Source organism: Streptomyces sp. NPDC046870 (assembly GCF_040704595.1).
GTDB classification, from domain to species: Bacteria; Actinomycetota; Actinomycetes; order Streptomycetales; family Streptomycetaceae; genus Streptomyces; species Streptomyces argyrophylli.
On record NZ_JBEYXM010000005.1, the window covers coordinates 340,275 to 357,589 of the forward strand.

The following is a 17,315-nucleotide window of genomic DNA, read 5'->3' on the forward strand; positions in this document are numbered from 1 at the left end:
ACGATGGCCGAGTACGAACGTTCCCGCACGATGCCCGCACAGCCCGAGCAGGTCTTCGACCAGGCGGCCAATACCGCCCAGCTCGACGCCTGGCTCCCGGGCGAGCTGCACGTGGACGTACAGGAACCGCCCGCCGTGACCGTCCACGAGGACCGGTCCGGCGAGGACACGCCCGCCCTGCTGCGGTCCGAACCGGACCAGATGCGCCTGGAGTGGGGCACCCGCGAGCAGGGCAGTTACGCCGGCTGGCTCCAGGTGGCCGGCATCGGCAGCGGGGCCAGCGAGGTGACCGTGCACCTGTCCTTCTTCGAGGAGGGCCACGATCCGGGCGAGCGGGCGGTCTGCGACGCCCTGGACGGCAGCCTGCGCCGGCTGGAGGAACAGGTGCGGATGCGGGTCGACAACGCGGCCGGCTGACATGGCGCACCCGGTGAGCTGGTACCCGCTGCGCCTCAGCACGCCCGTCAAGCAGCATGTCTTCGGCGGCCGGGCCCTCGCCGACCGGCTGGGCCGGACGGATCTGCCGGACGGCCCGGTCGCCGAGACCTGGGAGGTCAGCGACGTCGACGGGGAGGGCGCCACGGTGACCGAGGGGCCGCTGGCCGGGCGGTCGCTGCGGGAGCTGATGGCGCGGGACCCCGGCGGACTGCTGGGCGACCGCCCCCACGGTCCGCGCTTCCCGCTGCTCACCAAGTTCATCGACGGCACCGGCGCGCTGCCCGTGCACCTGCACGCCGACGACGCCGCCGCCCGCCGCCTGGAGGGCGAGCCGAACGGCAAGACCGAGGCGTGGCACGTGCTGGACGCCGTACCCGGCGCGAGCGCCCTGGTCGGCGTGCGGCCCGGGGTGGACCGGGAGCGGCTGCGCCGGGCGCTGCTCGCGCAGGACTTCGACGCGGTGATGCGCCGCCTGCCGGTGCGCGCCGGGCAGACCGTGTACGTGCCGGGCGGGACCCTGCACAGTTTCGGGCCGGGCACCCTGGTGTACGAGATCGAGCAGACCTCCGACATCCAGCAGCACGCCATGCCCTGGCGGATGGAGGACGGCGCACCGCTCGCCGAGGAGGAGCGGGAGGCGAACATCGAGCGGCTGCTGGACGAGTGGCGTCCGGAGCCCCGGCCGCGGTTCCAGCCGGGTCTCGGCGTGCCGGTGGACGACTCGGTGGAGCGGACGGTGCTGTGCGCGGGGCCGTACTTCGCGCTGGAACGCTGGACGGCCGGCGGCACCGCCCCCCTCGTCCGGACGTTCGCGACCGCGCAGGTCCTCAGCAACGCGGGCGCCCCCGTGACCGTCACCTGCGGCGGCTGGACCGGCCGGCTCGGCCGGGCCAGGACCCTGCTGCTGCCCGCCGCGCTCGGGCGGGTGCGGGTGAGCGGACCCGCCGACGTCCTGTTCGGCTACGTGCCCGACCTGGACGACGACATCCGGGCCCCGCTGACGGCCGCCGGCCACGGACCGGCCGTGATCGCCGCCCTCGGCGAGGGGCTCTAGGGTTCTTCGTCCGGATCACGCCCGATCCGGACGAAGAACCCCGGGCACGCCGGCCTTGCGGCCCGCCGGTCAGTAGCCGGAGCCCAGCCGCTGGGTCGAGTACGCGCACTCCGTGTAGATGTAGCCCGAACGGAGCCTGGCGGTGTCCGAGGCCGGGGTCGCGGTGCTGCCGCCGTGTGGCTTGTGCACGAAGTACGTGGTGCCGACGGGCAGGCTGATGGTGCGCTGCGGGTAGTTCCTGCCGCTGTCGTTGCAGGGTTTGAAGGTGGAGAACGCCGTGTCGACGAGCGAGTACGCCTTGCAGCCGCCGCAGCCCTTGAGGGTGAAGCTGCCGGTGACCGGGCCGGTGTAGAGGACCGTGATGTCGTCCGGGCTGTCGTTCTTGACCGTGACGGAGATGCTGCCGCCGGAGGCCAGGGTGGGCAGCTTCCTGCCGGCCGCCGGGAGGGTCTGGGCGACCTCGGCGGCGATGGCGATCTTCCGGGCGCGGGCGCGGTTCCTGTCGTGCGGGTGGCCGGCGGCGAACTGCTCCATGGTCTTCTGCGCGGCGTCGAAGTCCCCGTCCCGGTACTGGTCGACACCGCAGGCGTACGCGCCGGCGTCGCCGCCGCGGCCGGCCCGGCCCGCGGCCTTCGCCAGCCGGCCGTCCGCGTCACCTGCCGACCGGGACAGGTCGGCGATCCGGGTGTCGAGGTCGCGCAGCCTCTCGACGGCCGTGCAGGGCTCGTCCCCGCCGACGGCCTTCTCCGTCCTCGTCACCGCCGCGTCCACGGCGGGTACCACCTTGGCCGCCGCCCCGGACCGCGGAAAGGTGCCGAGCAGGTCCCCGAAGCGGTCCACCCAGTCCGTGTCGCCGCTTGCCAGGTGCCGCGCACCGCACTCGTACAGGGCGTTCGCGAGCCGGTCGTCGGGCCACCGTGCCAGCGAGCCGAGCTGGTCCTCCGGCATCGTGTCCGGCACGGTGCGGAGGTACTTCAGCGGCTCCACGGCGTCGCAGTACTGCTGGTGGCCGTAGGCCGCGCCGACCGTCGCGTAGTAGGTCCGCAGCCGGTCGGGGACCTGCCGCGCCGCGCGGGAACCGGCGTGGTGCACGGCGATGTCGCGGTAGACCCCGAGGGCCGTCCCGTAGCCGGGCCGGGCGGCGCTGAAGGACTGGCGGCCGCTCTCGGCCACCAGGTCGTCGGCGCGCTCCAGGCGGCCGAGGAGTGCCTGCTCCACGGCCTCGTCGTGGGCGTCCTCGTACCAGAGGGCGCCGCCGGCCGGAACGGCGAGCAGCACCACGCCGAGCAGGAGCGCCGGCGGCGCCCTGTGCGGCCGGGCGAGCCGGGTGCGCAGTCCGGCGATGCCGCCGTGGACGGCCGCCACCAGCAGCACCGCGGCGTAGCAGGCGAGCACGGCTCCGGGCAGGCCGTCGGCGTCGGCGGGCAGCGCGAAGAGCAGGAGCAGGCCGGTCGCGACCCAGCAGGCGGCCGTCGCCACCCAGCGGCGCAGAAGCGCGTAACCGAGGCCGAGTCCGCTCAGGTTGAGCAGGGCGACCGCGACGGCCCGCCAGACGTCCGGCGGCGCGGGCGGCGGGCCCGCCGGTACGGATGGCGGACCCGGCGGCATGGGCGGCAACGGTGGCCCGCCGAAACCCTGACCCGGACCGTACGGACCTCCGGACATGATGGCTCCCCCCGGTCAACTCCGCCCGCATGTCTGTGGATTCGCAGTGTACGGGCGCGGGCGCATACCGGACAGAGGGTCGAACGCCCGCCCTTTCACCGGGCCGCAGCCAGGGCCAGCGACCCGGTCGCCAGGGCCAGGAACACGCCCGGGAAGGCGATGGTGCGCAGCGCCCGGGCCCGTACATGGGCGGCCACCGCGCCGACGTAGAACAGCACCAGGCCGGTGCCGGCGGCGATGCCCAGGGGGCGTACGCCCAGCAGCCCGAGGAGCAGCCCGAAGGCTCCGGCGGCCTTCAGCAGCGCCAGCACCGGGAGCCCGCGCGGCGGCACGCCGACCCGGGCCGCGTTGGCGAGGACGAACGGCGCCTTCGCCAGGTCGGCCGCCGCGATGCCCGCGTTGGCCAGGACGGTCGCACAGGTGACGGTGAGACAGGCGAGGTTCATGCCGTCCACGCTCGCCGGAGGGTCGCCGCGACGTCCAATACCGGCGTCCATAACCTTCTGGAATGGACGTCGACTCGCGTCTGCTGCGCTCCTTCCTGGCCGTCGCCGAGGAGGGCAGCCTCGTCCGCGCCGCCGAGCGGGTGTACGTGTCCCAGCCGGCGCTGACCAAGCAGATCCGGCAGCTGGAGAGCCGGCTCGGGGTACGCCTCTTCGACCGCTCGCGCGCCGGCATGGCGCTGACGGACGCGGGCCGGGAACTCGCGCGCCGCGCCCCGGACGTCCTCGCGGCCTGGGACGACGCCCTGCGCGCCGCGCGGGCCGCCGGCCGGCGCACGGCCCGGGTGCTGCGCGTGGGCTTCGTCGCCAGCGCGGCCAACGAGGCGACGCCGGGGATCGTCGCCGAGTTCGCCCGGCGGCGGCCCGGATGGCGTGCCGAGCTGCGGCAGGCGGCCTGGACGAACCCGAGCGCGGGCCTGGCCGACGGCGAGGTGGACGCGGCGCTGCTGCGGCTGCCGTTCCCGGGACAGGACGCGCTGCGGTGCGAGGTGCTGTTCAGCGAGGAGCGCTGGGTGGCGCTGCCGAGCACGCACCGGCTCGCGGAACGCGCGGAGATCGCCTTCCGGGAGCTGTGGGACGAGCCGTTCGCGGCCGCCCCGCCCGAGACCGGCGCCTGGCGCGACCACTGGCTGGCCGCCGGTGAGCGCGAGGGCCGTCCGGTCCGCATCGGGGCGGTCACCGAGCAGCCCGACGACTGGCTGAGCGCCATCGCCAGCGGGTACGGCGTCGCCCTCGCGCCCGCGTCCGCCGCCCGGTTCTACGCCCGCCCCGGTGTGGTCTACCGCCCGGTCACCGGGGTGAGCCCCACCCGGGTCGCCGTGGCCTGGGCACCGGCCGACGACCGCAACCCGGTCGTCCGGGACTTCGTCGGCTGCTGCCTGGACCTGGCCCGCACCACGTGACGGACGTGTGTCCTCCCCTGTCCGGCGCAATGACGGTGCGCCGGAGGGGCGGGCGCGCGTGACCGGTGTGACCGTGGGGGGTGGAGTGCACGGACGCACCAGTGGCGAGGAGAGGGCATGGCGAACGGAACCGGCGGGGCCTGTGCGCAGCTGAGTGCCGTCGCGGACGCCGTGCTGTACGAGGGGTATCTGCTCTACCCCTACCGCCGGTCCTCGGCGAAGAACCGGGTCCGCTGGCAGTTCGGCGTGCTGCTGCCCCGCGACTGGGTGGAGCGGGAGGGGCCGGTGACGCCCGGTGTCTCCGGCTCCGCCGACTCCTGGTACCAGCACACCGAGTGTCTGCTGCGGGTACGGCGCGCCGGCGCGGCCGTCCGGGTGCGGGTGCGGTACCTGCAGCTCCAGCACAAGCAGGTGGAGGCGGCCGACGGGGACGGGGCGCACCGCCCGGTCGAGTCGTTGCGGACGGCCGACGGGACCGCCCACCTGTCGTTCGAGGAGGCCGTACCCCGCGAGACGGAACTGGTGCTGCCGCTGGAGGAGTCGCCGCCGGGCGGCCGCACCGTCGCCGTGGGGGCGCCGGCCGGGACGGAGTACGAGCCGTTGCCGGCGGGGGCGGGGCGGACGGTGCGCCGGCGCCGGGAGGTGCGCGCCGCGACCACGGTCACGGCCGAGCCGCTCGGGCCCGGGCTGTACCGGCTGCGGGTGCGCACCGAGAACACCGGTGACGCGCCGGACCCGCGGGCGTCCCGGAACGCGGTGCTGGGACAGGCCCTGCTCGCCACCCACACCCTCCTCACCGGCGAGGGCGTGGAGTTCGTGTCGCTGATCGATCCGCCGGCCGCTTACGCGGAGCAGGTCCGCGGCTGCCGCAACGCGTTCACGTTCCCGGTGCTGGGCGGGGCCCCGCCCCGGTCCACGAACGGTGACGGGGCGACCGGCACGCTGCTGCTCTCCGCGCCGATCATCCTCCCCGACCACCCCCAGGTGGCGCCGGAGAGCCCGGGCGACCTGCACGACGCGGCGGAGATCGACGAGATCCTGACGCTGCGCACGATGCTGCTGACCGACGAGGAGAAGGCGGAGGCCCGGGCCACCGACCCGCGGGCCGCGCGCATCCTCGACCGGGTGGACACCATGCCCCGGGAGGTCTTCTCCCGGCTGCACGGCGCCATCCGTTCCCTGACCCCGCGCACCCCCGCCACCGGACCGAGCCCGGCCCCCTCGGCCGGGCGGCCCGCCTGGTGGCAGGAGGGCGGCGACGACGGGCTGTCCCCGTCGACGGACACCGTGCTGGTGGGCGGCGTGCCCGTGGGCGGCGGCAGCCGGGTGCGGCTGTGTCCGCGCGGCCGGGGTGCCGACGCCCAGGACATGTTCCTGGCCGGGCGCACCGCGCGGGTGGCCGCCGTCTTCCACGACGTGGACGGCAGCACGCACCTGGCGGTCACGGTCGACGACGATCCGGCCGCCGAACTCCACGGCTGGTACGGCCGCTTCCACTACTTCCGGCCCGACGAGGTCGAAACGCTCGGCCCCGACGCCCCACCGGGTCCGGGCCGGCCGACCCGGCCGCAGTCCCCGCGGCCACCCGAGCGTCCGGCCGGCGGGCCGGAGGAGGGACGGTTCGATGGACGCCCTTGACGTCCTCATGCACGACCACCGGATGGTCGAGCAGTTGTTCCGCGACTACGAGGCCGCGGCCTCCGACCGGCAGCGGCGCGGTGTCGTGGAGCTGTTGGTGCGCGAGCTGTCCAGGCACGCGGCTGTGGAGGAGATGCTCCTGTATCCGCTGGCCAGGAAGGTGCTGCCGGACGGCGACCGGGAGGTCGACGAGCACTTGAGCGAGCACATGGGGGTGAAGCAGACCCTCCTCGCGCTCGACCGGCTCGGCGAGGGCGACCAGCGGACCGGCGAGCTGGTGGCTCAGTTGCGCCGTGACCTGGCGGAGCACATCCGGGAGGAGGAGGGCACCCTGATGCCCCGGCTGCGGGAGGCCGTCTCCCAGCAGGAGCTGGACCGGCTGGGCGAGCTGATCGGGCAGGCCAAGGCCGGCGCGCCGACCCGCCCGCACCCGCACGCCCCCGACCAGCCGCCCGCCCTGACCCTCGCGGCCCCCCTGGCCGCGGCCTACGACCGACTCCGAGACCGACTGCAGCGGAGGCCGACGACATGACCACGCAGAGCGGCACCACCGAAGTGACGCGTGAACCCAGCCGGTCCGAGGCGCGCGGGAACGGGTTCGACGAGATCTACATCCTCTGGATCTCCGAGGGCATGAGCTGCGACGGCGACACGGTGTCCATGACGGCCGCCGGACAGCCCGGCATCGAGGACCTGGTCGCCGGGCTCATCCCGGGCCTGCCGAAGGTGAACCTGGTCAACAAGGTGCTCTCCCCCAGCCTGGGCGGCGAGGACTTCCTCGCTCCCTACCGGGCGGCGGCACGCGGGGAGCTGGCCCCGTTCATCCTGGTCATCGAGGGGTCGGTCCCGAACCAGAACATCATCGAGGGCGACGGCTACTGGACGTCGTTCGGCAACGACCCGGACACGGGCGAACCGCAGACCCTCAACTGGTGGATCGACCAACTGGCACCCAAGGCCTGGGCGGTGGTGGCCGCCGGCACCTGCGCCACGTACGGCGGCATCCACGCCATGGCGGGCAACCCCACCGGCTGCATGGGCCTCGCGGACTACCTGGGCTGGGACTTCAGGTCACAGGGCGCGCTGCCGGTGGTGAACGTACCGGGCTGCCCGATCCAGCCGGAGAACTTCATGGAGACCCTCATCTGGGTGCTCTACCACGCGGCCGGTGCCGCCCCGCCTCCCCCGCTGGACCACATGCTGCGTCCGCAGTGGCTGTTCGGCAAGACGGTGCACGAGGGCTGCGACCGGGCCGCGTACTACGAGCAGGCGGACTTCGCGAAGGACTACAACTCCCCCAAGTGCCTGGTGAAGACCGGCTGCTGGGGTCCGGTCGTGAACTGCAACGTGCCCAAGCGCGGCTGGATGGCCGGCATCGGCGGCTGCCCGAACGTCGGCGGCATCTGCATCGGCTGCACCATGCCGAGCTTCCCGGACGCGTTCATGCCGTTCATGGACGAGCCGACCGGCGGCGCCCTGTCGTCCGCGCTGCTCAAGCCGTACGGCGCCGTCGTCCGCCGGCTGCGCGGCCTGACCAGCATGGCGGTGAACCGCGAACCCAAGTGGCACCACAACGGACCGGAACTGACCACCGGTTACGACCCGCACTGGCGTGCCTGAGCGCCGGCGCCCACCCACGCCTACGACGAACGAGGGGCAGGAAGCGACATGACGACCACCGAGGACCCGACCCGGGTCACGGGGCGCAAGCCCGCGCAGATCGTGGACATGTCCTGGGACCCGATCACCCGGATCATCGGCAACCTCGGCATCTACACCAAGATCGACTTCGCCAACCAGGAAGTCGTGGAGTGCCACAGCACCTCGTCGCTCTTCCGGGGCTACTCGGTGTTCATGAAGGGCAAGGACCCGCGCGACGCCGGGTTCATCACCTCCCGGATCTGCGGCATCTGCGGCGACAACCACACCACGTGCTCCAACTACGCCCAGCAGATGGCCTACGGCGTCAAGCCGCCGCGGATGGCCGAGCAGATCACCAACCTGGGCGAAGCGGCCGAGTACATGTTCGACCACACGCTCTTCCAGGACAACCTGGTCTTCGTGGACTTCTGCGAGGCGATGGTCAAGGCGACCAACCCCGGTGTGCTGGCCCGCGCCGAGCGCACCGACGCACCCCGCGGGAACATCCACGGCTACCGGACCATCGCCGACATCATGCGGGCCTTCAACCCCTTCGAGGGCGAGGTCTACAAGGAGGCACTGAAGGTCAGCCGGGTCACCCGGGAGATGTTCTGCCTGATGGAGGGGCGGCACGTCCACCCCTCCACGCTGTACCCGGGGGGCGTCGGCACGATGCCGCAGCCGAACACCTTCACCGACTACCTCGCCCGGCTGATGCGCGTCATCGACTTCGTGAAGAAGGCGGTGGCGATGAACGACGACGTCTTCGACTTCTTCTACGAGGCCCTGCCGGGCTACGAGGAGGTCGGCAGGCGCCGCATCATGCTGGGCTGCTGGGGCGCGTGGCAGAACCCGGACGTGGTCGACTACCGGTACGAGAACATGAACCGCTGGGGCAAGGCGATGTACGTCACCCCGGGCATCATCGTGGACGGCAAGCTCGTCACCAACAACCTGATCGACATCAACCTCGGCCTGCGCGTCCTGCTGGGCAGCTCCTTCTACGACGACTGGGTCAACGAGCAGCCGTTCGTCACCCACGACCCGCTCGGCAACCCCGTCGACATGCGGCACCCCTGGAACCAGACCACGGTCCCGGTGCCGCAGAAACGGGACTTCGCCGGCAACTACAGCTGGGTGATGAGCCCGCGCTGGTACCACCCCGAGACCGGTCAGCACCTGGCGCTGGACACCGGCGGCGGCCCGCTCGCCCGGCTGTGGTCGACCGCGCTGAGCGCCCTGGTCGACACCCCGTACGTCAAGGCCACCGGCGACAGCGTGCGCATCTCCCTGCCCCGGGGGCAGGAACTGCCCGAGACCACCCTGGAGTGGCGCATCCCCCAGTGGAGCAACACCATCGAACGGGACCGCGCCCGCCCCTACTTCGTCGCCTACGCCGCCGCCATGGCCCTGCAGTTCCTGGAGGAGTCGATGGAGCTGCTGCGGGCCGGCGAGACGAAGATCTTCCAGAACTACGAGGTGCCGGACGAGGCGATCGGCTGCGGCTTCCACGAGGCGGTGCGCGGTGTCCTCTCGCACCACCTGGTGATCAGGGACCAGAAGATCGCCAACTACCACCCGTACCCGCCCACCCCGTGGAACGCCAGCCCGCGTGACATCTACGGCACCCCGGGACCGTACGAGGACGCCGTCCAGGGCCAGCCGATCTTCGAGGAGAACGGTCCCGACGACTTCAAGGGCGTCGACATCATGCGCACCGTGCGCAGCTTCGACCCCTGTCTGCCGTGCGGAGTGCACATGTACATGGGCAAGGGCAGGACGCTCACCACCGTGCACTCGCCGACGTACGGGGCGAACCATGGCTGACGCCGGCCGGCTCGCGGACGCGGCGGTCGAGGCGCGGCTGGCCCGGCTGGACGAGCTGCTGGCCGGGCTGGAGTCCGCGCCCGGCCCCGCGGCGGGCAACGCCGTCGAGGCCGTGCGCCTGCTGACCGAGGTGTACGGCGAGGCCCTGGCCCGGGTGCTCGACGTGACCGGTGGACAGCCGGCCGGGCGGCTGGCCGAGGACGAGCTGCTGGGGCATCTGCTGGTGCTGCACGGGCTGCACCCCGAGCCGCCCGCGCGGCGGGCCGAGCGCGCCGTGGACCGGCTCCGGCCGGCGGTGCGCGCGCGCGGCGGCGACGTCGAACTGGTCGGCGTGGACGGGCAGGTGGCCCGGGTGCGGGTCACCGAGGCGGGTGGCTGCGGGTCCGGCTGCGGCGGCGGGCCCACGATCGCCGACGCCGTACGGGAGGCCGTGCTGACGGCCGCCCCCGAGCTGACGGCGGTCGAGCAGCTGACCGCGCCGGCCGCGCCCGCCTTCGTACCGCTGGACTCGCTGCTGGTACGGGAGGCGCGGTGAGGGCGGACGGTGCGCTGGCCCGGGTCATCCGCTCGGCCGCCGAACGGGACGGCCCCGAGCGGTGCGACCTGTGCGCACAGGCCGTGCCGGAGGAGCACCGCCATCTGTACGCCGCCGACCGCGAGGAGCTGCTGTGCGCCTGCGGGGCGTGTGCGGTGCTGTTCGCCGGCGACGGTGCGGGCGGCGGCCGGTACCTGCTGGTGCCGGGCCGCCGGGTGCGGCTGTCCCCGGTGGACACCGGGCCGCTCGGGGTGCCGGTCGGGCTGGTGTTCTTCGTGCCGCGCGCCGACGGCACGGTCACCGCGCAGGGACCGAGCCCGGCCGGGGCGATGCGCTGGGAGGTGGAGGCGGACCGGTGGACGGAGATGTGCGCCGCGTGTCCTCCGCTGGCGACCATGGCACCCGAGGTGGAGGCTCTGTTGGTGAACACCGTGCGGGGCATGGACCACCACTGGATCGTGCCGGTGGACGACTGCTTCCGGATGGTCGCGCTGGTCCGCCGCGAGTGGCGCGGCCTCGCCGGAGGCGGCCGGGTCTGGCCGGCCGTGGAGCGGTTCTTCGCGGAGCTCACCGAGCGGCCGTGAGGACCCGGCAGGAGAGGAGAACACCGATGAGCGCCATCCGAGTGGGCCGCCCCCAGGCGAAGCCCGACACACCGGTCCATGTGCGCGGGCTGCACCAGGGCAACAAGGGGCCGTACCGGCACCAGACCGGACACCACCGGGACGGCACGTCCGACGCGCGCCGTTCCACCGGGATCCACTGGAAGCGGCACGACGCCATCATGAAGATCATGCCGAACATCTCCCCGGGATGAGGACAGGATGAGACAGCACAAGGGCATCGCGACGAGGAGGCGGCCGGCCGGCATGGCGGCCGGCCCGGTGCGGACGGGAACGACGGCACGGCGCGTGCTGATCGCACAGGGAGTCGCGCTCGGCGCTCTCACGCTCGGGCTGCTCGTCATCGAACTCCCCGGCATCGTCCGCGAGGTGCGCATCTGGCGCATGGTCAACCTGCGGTCCGGCGCCAAGCGTCCGCGCTGAGCCGGCCGTGCACGAACTGTCGATCGCGACCGCGATCGTGGAACAGGCGGCGGAGATCGCCCGCGCGGACGGTGTGGCCGGTGTGGCCTCGGTGACCGTCCGGGTCGGGGAGCTGGCCGGAGTCGTGCCGGACGCGCTGCACTTCGCGTTCGAGGTGGCCCGCGACGGCACGGCGCTCGCCGGGGCCCGGCTGATCGTGGAGCAGGTGACGGCGCGGGCATGGTGCGGCGGGTGTGCCGAGGAGTTCGCGCTCGGCATGCCGCCGTTCTTCTGGTGCCCGCGCTGCGACCGGCCCTCGCAGGAGCTGCGCGGCGGACGGGAGCTGGAGATCACGGACGTGGAGGCGGTCCCGGCCCCGGCCTGACGGCGGGGCCGGGGGCTCTCTCAGCAGATCCGGGGCAGCTGCTCACCCAGCGGCAGGTCCAGCACGCGGGTGCCGCCGAGGCCGGTGGCGACGACGACCATGCCGGGGTGCTCCGCGACGCACTCGCCGATGCGGGCGGCGCCGGTGCCCCGCGGGTGGGCGCGCATGGCCGCCAGGACGGCCTCGGCGTGCTCGGCGGGGACGAAGGCGACGAGCCGGCCCTCGTTGGCGACGTACAGCGGGTCGAGGCCCAGGAAGCCGCAGGCGTTCGCGACCTCGTCCGGGACCGGCACGGCCCGCTCCCACAGCCGTACGCCGGTGCCGGAGGCGCGGGCGATCTCGTTGAGGGACGCGCCCAGCCCGCCCCGGGTGGGGTCGCGCAGCACGTGGAGGTCCGGGGTGACCGCCAGCATGGCCGCCACCAGGTCCGCGAGCGGTGCGGTGTCGGAGGTGATCTCGACGCCGAACTCCAGGCCCTCGCGGACGCTCAGGACGGCCACCCCGTGCAGGCCGATCGGTCCGCTGACGAGGACGGCGTCACCGGGCCGGGCGCGCTGCGGGCGGATGTCGACTCCCTCGGGGACGAGGCCGACGCCGGCGGTGGTGACGTAGACGCCGTCGCCGTGCCCGGACTCGACCACCTTGGTGTCGCCGGTGGCGATGGTGACCCCGGCGGCCCGGGCCGCGTCGCCCATGGCGCGGGCGACGCGCTCGACCACGGCCAGTTCCACGCCCTCCTCCAGGATGAAGGCCGCGGAGAGGTGGGTGGGCCGGGCGCCGCTCATCGCCAGGTCGTTGACCGTGCCGTTGACGGCGAGGTCGCCGAGGCAGCCGCCGGGGAAGAACAGCGGGCGCACGACGTGGGAGTCGGTGGAGAAGGCCAGGCGGGCGCCGCCGAGGCCGAGGACGGCCGAGTCGGTGAGCGCCGCGAGCATGGGGTTGCCGTAGGCGGGGGCGAAGACCTGCTCCATCAGTTCCGCCGACAGGGCGCCGCCTCCCCCGTGGCCCATGACGACGACCGGCTGGTCGCGCAGGGGTGCGGGGCAGGTCCAGTTCGCGGGGTCGACGGGGGCGGTGTCCGGGGTGGCGAGGTCAGCCAACGGGGTTCATCTCCTCGCGCGGGATGCGGGATCCCTGTGGTGCCGGGCTGTCGGTCATCCTGCGGTACAGGTAGTAGGCCGCGCAGGCGCCCTCGTTGGAGACCATGGTGGCGCCGAGCGGGGTGCGCGGGGTGCAGGTCGTGCCGAACGCGGCGCACTCGGTGGGCTTGATGAGCCCTTGCAGGACGTCGCCGGCGCGGCACACGGCTGGTTCCTCGGTGCGGATGCCGGTGACGTCGAAGCGGTGTTCGGCGTCGTAGGCGCGGAAGGCGTCGGACAGCCGCCAGCCGCTGGCCGGGATGCGGCCGATGCCCCGCCAGTTGCGGTCGGTGACCTCGAAGACCTCCTCGATCATGCGGACGGCGGCCGGGTTGCCCTGGTCGCGCACGGCGCGGGGGTAGGCGTTCTCCACCCGGTGCTCACCGCGCTCCAGCTGGTGGACGGCGCGCCGGACGCCTTCGAGGATGTCGAGTGGTTCGAAGCCGGTGACGACGATCGGGACGCGGTGCCGCTCGGCGAGGTCCGGGTACTCGGCGGTGCCCATCACGCTGCACACGTGCCCGGCGGCGAGGAAGCCCTGCACCCGGCAGACGGGGGCGGCCATGATGGCCTCGATCGCCGGGGGGACCCGGACGTGGGACACCAGCAGGCTGAAGTTGGCCAGGCCCAGGCGGCGGGCCTGGTGGACGGCCATGGCGTTGGCCGGGGCGGTCGTCTCGAAGCCGATGGCGAAGAACACGACCTGCCGGTCGGGGTGTCTGCGGGCCAGCTCCACGGCGTCCAGCGGCGAGTAGACGACCCGTACGTCGCCTCCCTCGCCCTTGACCCGGAACAGGTCCCGGCCGGTGCCGGGCACGCGCAGCATGTCCCCGAAGGAGCAGAAGACGACGTCGGGGCGCGCGGCGATCTCCAGGGCCTTGTCGATGACGTCGAGAGGGGTCACGCACACCGGGCAGCCGGGACCGTGGATCAACTCGACCTTCTCGGGCAGGAGTTGATCGATGCCGTGGCGGATGATGGAGTGGGTCTGGCCGCCGCAGACCTCCATCAGGGCCCAGGGCCGGGTGACCGTGGCGTGGATCTCGTCCAGCAGCCGCCGCGCCAGAGCGGGGTCGTTGAACTCGTCGATGTACTTCACCGGGCCTCCGTCCCGCTCTCCTGCCGTGCCGCCTGCTCCCAGGCGTCACCGAACTCCTCCTCCAGCAGTCCCAGCTGGCCGAACAGCTCCAGGGACGCGCGGGCCGACTCCTCGTCGAGGCGCTGGAGCGCGAAGCCGACGTGGACGATGACGTACTCCCCCACCTGGATGTCGGGCAGGTACTCCAGACAGGCCTGTTTCTGTACGCCGCCGAAGTCGATCAGGCCGGTGAGCGGGTCGGCGCGGTGGTCGATGGACACGACCTTGCCGGGCACTGCCAGACACATGGGTCACTCCGTCTCGTCGTGGACTGCTGTTCCCGCGACCATCAGCTGGCCGAGCGCCAGACCGCCGTCGTTCGGGGGGACTTCCCCGTGCCGGAGGACGGTGAGACCGGCCGTGCCGAGCAGCGCGGCGGTCTCCTCCTCCAGCAGGGCGTTGGCGAAGACACCGCCGGTCAGGGCGACGGTGGTGAGGCCGGTCTCCGCCCGGGCCCGGCGGCAGAGCCGTGCCACCGCCCGGGCGACGCCCCGGTGGAAGCGGGCGGCCAGGACGGGTACGGGCGTGTGGCGGGTCCGGTCGTGCAGCAGGGCGCGGAGAGCGGGGGCCGGGTCCATCTCCCAGGCGGGGGCGGTGATCCGCCGGCCGGGCGACCGGCGCCACGGGGTGCCGGTCCCGCTGCCGGGGAGCGGGGTGAGGCCGAACGGGTAGGCGCCGGTGTCCGCGTCCCAGGCCCGCAGCGCCGCCGCCTCCAGTTCCAGCGCCGCCTGCGCCTCGTAGCCGGCGCGGTGGCACAGCCCCACGAGGGACGACACGGCATCGAAGAGCCGCCCCATGCCGGAGGTCGGCACACACGCGAGTCCGCGCCCCAACTGCTGCCGCAGCACGGCGAGTTCGGTCGCGGTGCACGCCTGGACGCTCGGCAGTGCGGGGTCCCACGGCAGTCCCGCCGCCCACAGCCTGGCCAGGGCCAGCCGGCAGGGGTTGGCGACGCCGGTGTCACCGCCGGGCAGCGGGGCGGGGGTGAGACGGGCGAGGCGGCGGTAGCCGCTGTAGTCGGCGAGCAGGATCTCGCCGCCCCACACCGTGCCGTCGTCGCCGTACCCGGTGCCGTCGAAGGCTACGCCGATCACGGGGGTGCGGCCGTCGAGGCCGTGTTCGGCCATCGCCGAGGCGATGTGGGCGTGGTGGTGCTGGACCAGCACCGGTTCGCCGAGGCCGAGGCGGGCGGCCCGGCGGGTCGAGTGGTAGCCGGGGTGGCGGTCGGCGGCCGCCAGCCGGGGGGTGACTCCGGTGAGGACGGTGAGGTGCCGTTCGGCGCGTTCCGCGGCGGCGAGGCCGGCCAGGTCCCCGAGGTCGCCGATGTGCGGCCCGAACCAGGCCTGGTCGCCCTCCCCCAGGCACAGCGCGTTCTTCAGGTCGCCGCCGGTGGCGAGCGTGGGGCGGACCGGGAGCGGGAGGCGCAGCGGGCGGGGGACGTAGCCGCGGGAGCGCCGCAGGACCTGTTCGGTGCCGTCGGGGCGGACGCGCAGCAGGGAGTCGTCACAGGGGGAGGCGATGGGCCGGTCGTGGGTGAGCCAGGCGTCGGCGAGTCCGGCCAGCCGGGTCAGCGCCTCGGCGTCGTCGGTGACGATGGGCTCGCCGGAGCGGTTGCCGCTGGTCATGACCAGGGCCCGGGGGCCGGGCGGGTCGCCGGGCAGGCCGAGGAGGAGGGTGTGCACGGGCGTGTAGGGCAGCAGCAGGCCCACGTGCGGGCTGCCCGGGCAGACCTGGTCGGCGAGGCGGAGGCCGTCCGGGGGTGTGCGGCGGCGCAGCAGGACGATGGGGCGGCGGGCACTGGTCAGCGCGGCCCGTTCGGCGGCGGAGAGCACCGCGACGCGTTGCGCCGTCGCCAGGTCGGCGCACATCACGGCGAACGCCTTCCCGCCCCGCTCCTTGCGGCGGCGCAGGGTGGCGACGGCCCGGGCGTCGGTCGCGTCGCAGGCCAGGTGGTAGCCGCCGACGCCCTTGACGGCGACGACGCGCCCGGCGGCGAGCAGAGCCCGTGCCGTCGCGAGGGCCTCCGCGTCCCGGGCCGGGCGGACGCCGAGGCCCGCGGCCGGGACGAGGGAGAGCCGCGGGCCGCAGTCGGGGCAGGCGACGGGCTGGGCGTGGAAGCGCCGGTCGGCCGGGTCGCCGTACTCGCGGGCGCAGGCGGGGCACATCGGGAAGCCGGCCATGGTGGTGACCGGCCGGTCGTACGGCATCCCGGTGGCGATGGTGAAGCGGGGGCCGCAGTGGGTGCAGGTGACGAAGGGGTGGCGGTGCCGTCGGTCGCCCGGGGCGGCGAGTTCGCGCAGGCAGTCGGCGCAGGTCGCGGTGTCGGGCGGGAGCTGGGTGCGGCCCGCGGTGCGTTCGGTGGGGCGGATGGTGAAGGGGCCGGTGGCGCCGGTGGCGGGGACGTCCTCACTGCCGACGCCGGTGACGGTCGCGAGCGGGGGCGGCTGCTCGGTCAGCCGGAGGGCGAACCGGTCCACGTCGTCCGGCGGGCCCTCGACCTCGATGAGGACGCCGTCCGCGGTGTTGCTCACGAACCCGGTCAGCGCGAGCCCGGCGGCCAGCCGGTGCACGTACGGCCGGAAGCCGACGCCCTGGACCGTGCCGCGCACCGTGATCCGGCGGCGGACCGGGCGGGTGACGGGTGCGGTCACGAGACGGGGGCGGAGGCGGGGTGGTGGTGCGGGTGCGGGGCGAGCGGGGGGCGGTGCGGCACGGCGCCGTCGCGGGCGGCGAGGGCGCGGTCGAGGAGGGCGCCGACGCCGGTGCCGGTGCGGGCGCAGGACCGGATGATCTCCACGCCCGGGTTGACCTGGTGCACGTTCTCGTGGAAGAGGCTCTCGTCGAAGCCGGCCGGTCCGGCCAGGTCGGTCTTGGTGATCACGACGAGGTGCGCGGAGCCGAACGCGGTCGGGTACTTCAGCGGCTTGTCCTCGCCCTCGGTGACCGCCATCAGCACGATCCGCAGGGTCTCCCCGAGGTCGTAGGCGGCCGGGCAGACCAGGTTGCCGACGTTCTCCACGAAGAGCACGGAGGTGTCCGGCGGCAGCCAGCCGGTGAGCCGGGCGCCGACCTGGCGGGCCTCCAGGTGGCACAGGCCGTCGGTGAGCAGCTGCTGGACGGGCGCGCCGGACCGGGCGAGCCGGACGGCGTCGTTCTCGGTCGCGAGGTCGGCGGTGAGCGCGGCCACCGGGACGCCCCGCTCCCCGGCGCGGGCCAGGACCCGCGCGAGGAGTTCGGTCTTGCCGCTGCCCGGGCTGGACAGCAGGTTGACGAGGGTGACGCCCTGCCGGGCGAGGTCCTCGCGCAGGCTCGCGGCCAGGCCGTCGTTCTTCGCCAGCACGGCCTGTTTGACGTCGGACCGGCACATGGGCGCTGCTCCTCGGGTGCGGTGGTGCCCGGGCCGCGTGCGGTGCGGCCCGGGGGTG

19 protein-coding genes are annotated in these 17,315 nt (G+C 74.1%); 12 read left to right on the forward strand and 7 right to left on the reverse strand.

Features of this window, described 5'->3' with window-relative positions; genetic code table 11:
* Window positions 1–3: 3 nt before the first annotated feature.
* Window positions 4–417 carry an SRPBCC family protein gene (locus AB0946_RS14735; RefSeq protein WP_366760950.1) on the forward strand — a complete coding sequence of 138 codons (414 nt, stop codon included), beginning with the start codon at window positions 4–6 and terminating at the stop codon, window positions 415–417.
* A 1-nt stretch (window position 418) separates the two neighbouring features.
* Window positions 419–1,492 carry a class I mannose-6-phosphate isomerase gene (locus tag AB0946_RS14740; RefSeq protein WP_366760951.1) on the forward strand — a complete coding sequence of 358 codons (1,074 nt, stop codon included), beginning with the start codon at window positions 419–421 and terminating at the stop codon, window positions 1,490–1,492.
* 69 nt (window positions 1,493–1,561) lie between these two features.
* On the opposite strand, the gene AB0946_RS14745 is transcribed toward AB0946_RS14740, so the two are convergent.
* Complete coding sequence (locus tag AB0946_RS14745) at window positions 1,562–3,100, reverse strand: hypothetical protein (protein ID WP_366760952.1); 1,539 nt, start codon at window positions 3,098–3,100, stop codon at window positions 1,562–1,564.
* A gap of 152 nt (window positions 3,101–3,252) precedes the next feature.
* Window positions 3,253–3,603, reverse strand: a complete 351-nt coding sequence (locus AB0946_RS14750; protein ID WP_366760953.1) for a DoxX family protein — start codon at window positions 3,601–3,603, stop codon at window positions 3,253–3,255.
* A gap of 62 nt (window positions 3,604–3,665) precedes the next feature.
* Between AB0946_RS14750 and AB0946_RS14755 the strand changes: the two genes are divergently transcribed.
* The 10 genes from AB0946_RS14755 (at window position 3,666) to hypA (ending at window position 11,613) form a co-directional block, all read left to right on the forward strand.
* Window positions 3,666–4,562 (forward strand): LysR family transcriptional regulator, encoded by an 897-nt coding sequence (locus AB0946_RS14755; protein WP_366760954.1) that lies wholly within the window; start codon window positions 3,666–3,668, stop codon window positions 4,560–4,562.
* Between the two features lie 117 nt (window positions 4,563–4,679).
* Window positions 4,680–6,200: a hypothetical protein gene (locus AB0946_RS14760; protein ID WP_366760955.1), complete on the forward strand. Its 1,521-nt coding sequence runs from the start codon at window positions 4,680–4,682 to the stop codon at window positions 6,198–6,200.
* Window positions 6,187–6,732, forward strand: coding sequence for a hemerythrin domain-containing protein (locus AB0946_RS14765; RefSeq protein ID WP_366760956.1), 546 nt, complete (start codon window positions 6,187–6,189; stop codon window positions 6,730–6,732). The genes AB0946_RS14760 and AB0946_RS14765 overlap by 14 nt, the downstream gene beginning before the upstream one ends.
* Window positions 6,729–7,820, forward strand: a complete 1,092-nt coding sequence (locus tag AB0946_RS14770; RefSeq protein WP_366760957.1) for a hydrogenase expression protein HypE — start codon at window positions 6,729–6,731, stop codon at window positions 7,818–7,820. Before AB0946_RS14765 ends, AB0946_RS14770 begins: the two co-directional genes overlap by 4 nt.
* Window positions 7,821–7,868: 48 nt before the next feature.
* A complete protein-coding gene (locus AB0946_RS14775) occupies window positions 7,869–9,668 on the forward strand; it encodes a nickel-dependent hydrogenase large subunit (RefSeq protein ID WP_366760958.1) in 1,800 nt (599 codons plus the stop codon).
* Window positions 9,661–10,203, forward strand: coding sequence for a NifU family protein (locus AB0946_RS14780; RefSeq protein ID WP_366760960.1), 543 nt, complete (start codon window positions 9,661–9,663; stop codon window positions 10,201–10,203). Before AB0946_RS14775 ends, AB0946_RS14780 begins: the two co-directional genes overlap by 8 nt.
* On the forward strand, window positions 10,200–10,787 hold the full coding sequence (locus tag AB0946_RS14785) for a DUF5947 family protein (RefSeq protein ID WP_366760961.1): 588 nt from the start codon (window positions 10,200–10,202) through the stop codon (window positions 10,785–10,787). Before AB0946_RS14780 ends, AB0946_RS14785 begins: the two co-directional genes overlap by 4 nt.
* 26 nt (window positions 10,788–10,813) lie before the next feature.
* Entirely contained in the window at window positions 10,814–11,020 is a 207-nt protein-coding gene (locus AB0946_RS14790) for a hypothetical protein (RefSeq protein ID WP_366760962.1), read from the forward strand.
* A 7-nt stretch (window positions 11,021–11,027) separates the two neighbouring features.
* Window positions 11,028–11,249 carry a hypothetical protein gene (locus AB0946_RS14795; protein ID WP_366760963.1) on the forward strand — a complete coding sequence of 74 codons (222 nt, stop codon included), beginning with the start codon at window positions 11,028–11,030 and terminating at the stop codon, window positions 11,247–11,249.
* 7 nt (window positions 11,250–11,256) lie between these two features.
* Entirely contained in the window at window positions 11,257–11,613 is a 357-nt protein-coding gene (hypA, locus tag AB0946_RS14800; RefSeq protein WP_366760964.1) for a hydrogenase maturation nickel metallochaperone HypA, read from the forward strand.
* Window positions 11,614–11,633: 20 nt separating this feature from the next.
* Here hypA and hypE read toward each other — a convergent pair whose 3' ends face one another.
* The 5 genes from hypE to hypB are packed head-to-tail and all read right to left on the reverse strand — an operon-like array spanning window position 11,634 to window position 17,257.
* Complete coding sequence (gene hypE / locus AB0946_RS14805; RefSeq protein ID WP_366760965.1) at window positions 11,634–12,713, reverse strand: hydrogenase expression/formation protein HypE; 1,080 nt, start codon at window positions 12,711–12,713, stop codon at window positions 11,634–11,636.
* Window positions 12,706–13,851 carry a hydrogenase formation protein HypD gene (hypD, locus tag AB0946_RS14810; protein WP_366760966.1) on the reverse strand — a complete coding sequence of 382 codons (1,146 nt, stop codon included), beginning with the start codon at window positions 13,849–13,851 and terminating at the stop codon, window positions 12,706–12,708. Before hypD ends, hypE begins: the two co-directional genes overlap by 8 nt.
* Entirely contained in the window at window positions 13,848–14,138 is a 291-nt protein-coding gene (locus tag AB0946_RS14815; RefSeq protein ID WP_058079171.1) for a HypC/HybG/HupF family hydrogenase formation chaperone, read from the reverse strand. Before AB0946_RS14815 ends, hypD begins: the two co-directional genes overlap by 4 nt.
* Window positions 14,139–14,141: 3 nt before the next feature.
* Complete coding sequence (hypF, locus tag AB0946_RS14820) at window positions 14,142–16,541, reverse strand: carbamoyltransferase HypF (RefSeq protein WP_366760967.1); 2,400 nt, start codon at window positions 16,539–16,541, stop codon at window positions 14,142–14,144.
* Window positions 16,538–17,257: a hydrogenase nickel incorporation protein HypB gene (gene hypB / locus AB0946_RS14825; RefSeq protein WP_366760968.1), complete on the reverse strand. Its 720-nt coding sequence runs from the start codon at window positions 17,255–17,257 to the stop codon at window positions 16,538–16,540. Before hypB ends, hypF begins: the two co-directional genes overlap by 4 nt.
* Between the last annotated feature and the right edge of the window lie 58 nt (window positions 17,258–17,315).

Excerpts from the sequence above, each read along its gene's own strand:
- AB0946_RS14755 (WP_366760954.1), top strand. The coding sequence starts at position 3,666 with ATGGACGTCGACTCGCGTCTGCTGCGCTCCTTCCTGGCCGTCGCCGAG.
- AB0946_RS14775 (WP_366760958.1), top strand. The coding sequence starts at position 7,869 with ATGACGACCACCGAGGACCCGACCCGGGTCACGGGGCGCAAGCCCGCG.
- AB0946_RS14780 (WP_366760960.1), top strand. The coding sequence starts at position 9,661 with ATGGCTGACGCCGGCCGGCTCGCGGACGCGGCGGTCGAGGCGCGGCTG.
- AB0946_RS14740 (WP_366760951.1), top strand. The coding sequence starts at position 419 with ATGGCGCACCCGGTGAGCTGGTACCCGCTGCGCCTCAGCACGCCCGTC.
- hypB (WP_366760968.1), bottom strand. The coding sequence starts at position 17,257 with ATGTGCCGGTCCGACGTCAAACAGGCCGTGCTGGCGAAGAACGACGGC.
- AB0946_RS14765 (WP_366760956.1), top strand. The coding sequence starts at position 6,187 with ATGGACGCCCTTGACGTCCTCATGCACGACCACCGGATGGTCGAGCAG.
- AB0946_RS14750 (WP_366760953.1), bottom strand. The coding sequence starts at position 3,603 with ATGAACCTCGCCTGTCTCACCGTCACCTGTGCGACCGTCCTGGCCAAC.
- AB0946_RS14760 (WP_366760955.1), top strand. The coding sequence starts at position 4,680 with ATGGCGAACGGAACCGGCGGGGCCTGTGCGCAGCTGAGTGCCGTCGCG.
- AB0946_RS14790 (WP_366760962.1), top strand. The coding sequence starts at position 10,814 with ATGAGCGCCATCCGAGTGGGCCGCCCCCAGGCGAAGCCCGACACACCG.
- AB0946_RS14735 (WP_366760950.1), top strand. The coding sequence starts at position 4 with ATGGCCGAGTACGAACGTTCCCGCACGATGCCCGCACAGCCCGAGCAG.
- AB0946_RS14770 (WP_366760957.1), top strand. The coding sequence starts at position 6,729 with ATGACCACGCAGAGCGGCACCACCGAAGTGACGCGTGAACCCAGCCGG.
- AB0946_RS14815 (WP_058079171.1), bottom strand. The coding sequence starts at position 14,138 with ATGTGTCTGGCAGTGCCCGGCAAGGTCGTGTCCATCGACCACCGCGCC.
- AB0946_RS14745 (WP_366760952.1), bottom strand. The coding sequence starts at position 3,100 with ATGCCGCCGGGTCCGCCATCCGTACCGGCGGGCCCGCCGCCCGCGCCG.
- AB0946_RS14795 (WP_366760963.1), top strand. The coding sequence starts at position 11,028 with ATGAGACAGCACAAGGGCATCGCGACGAGGAGGCGGCCGGCCGGCATG.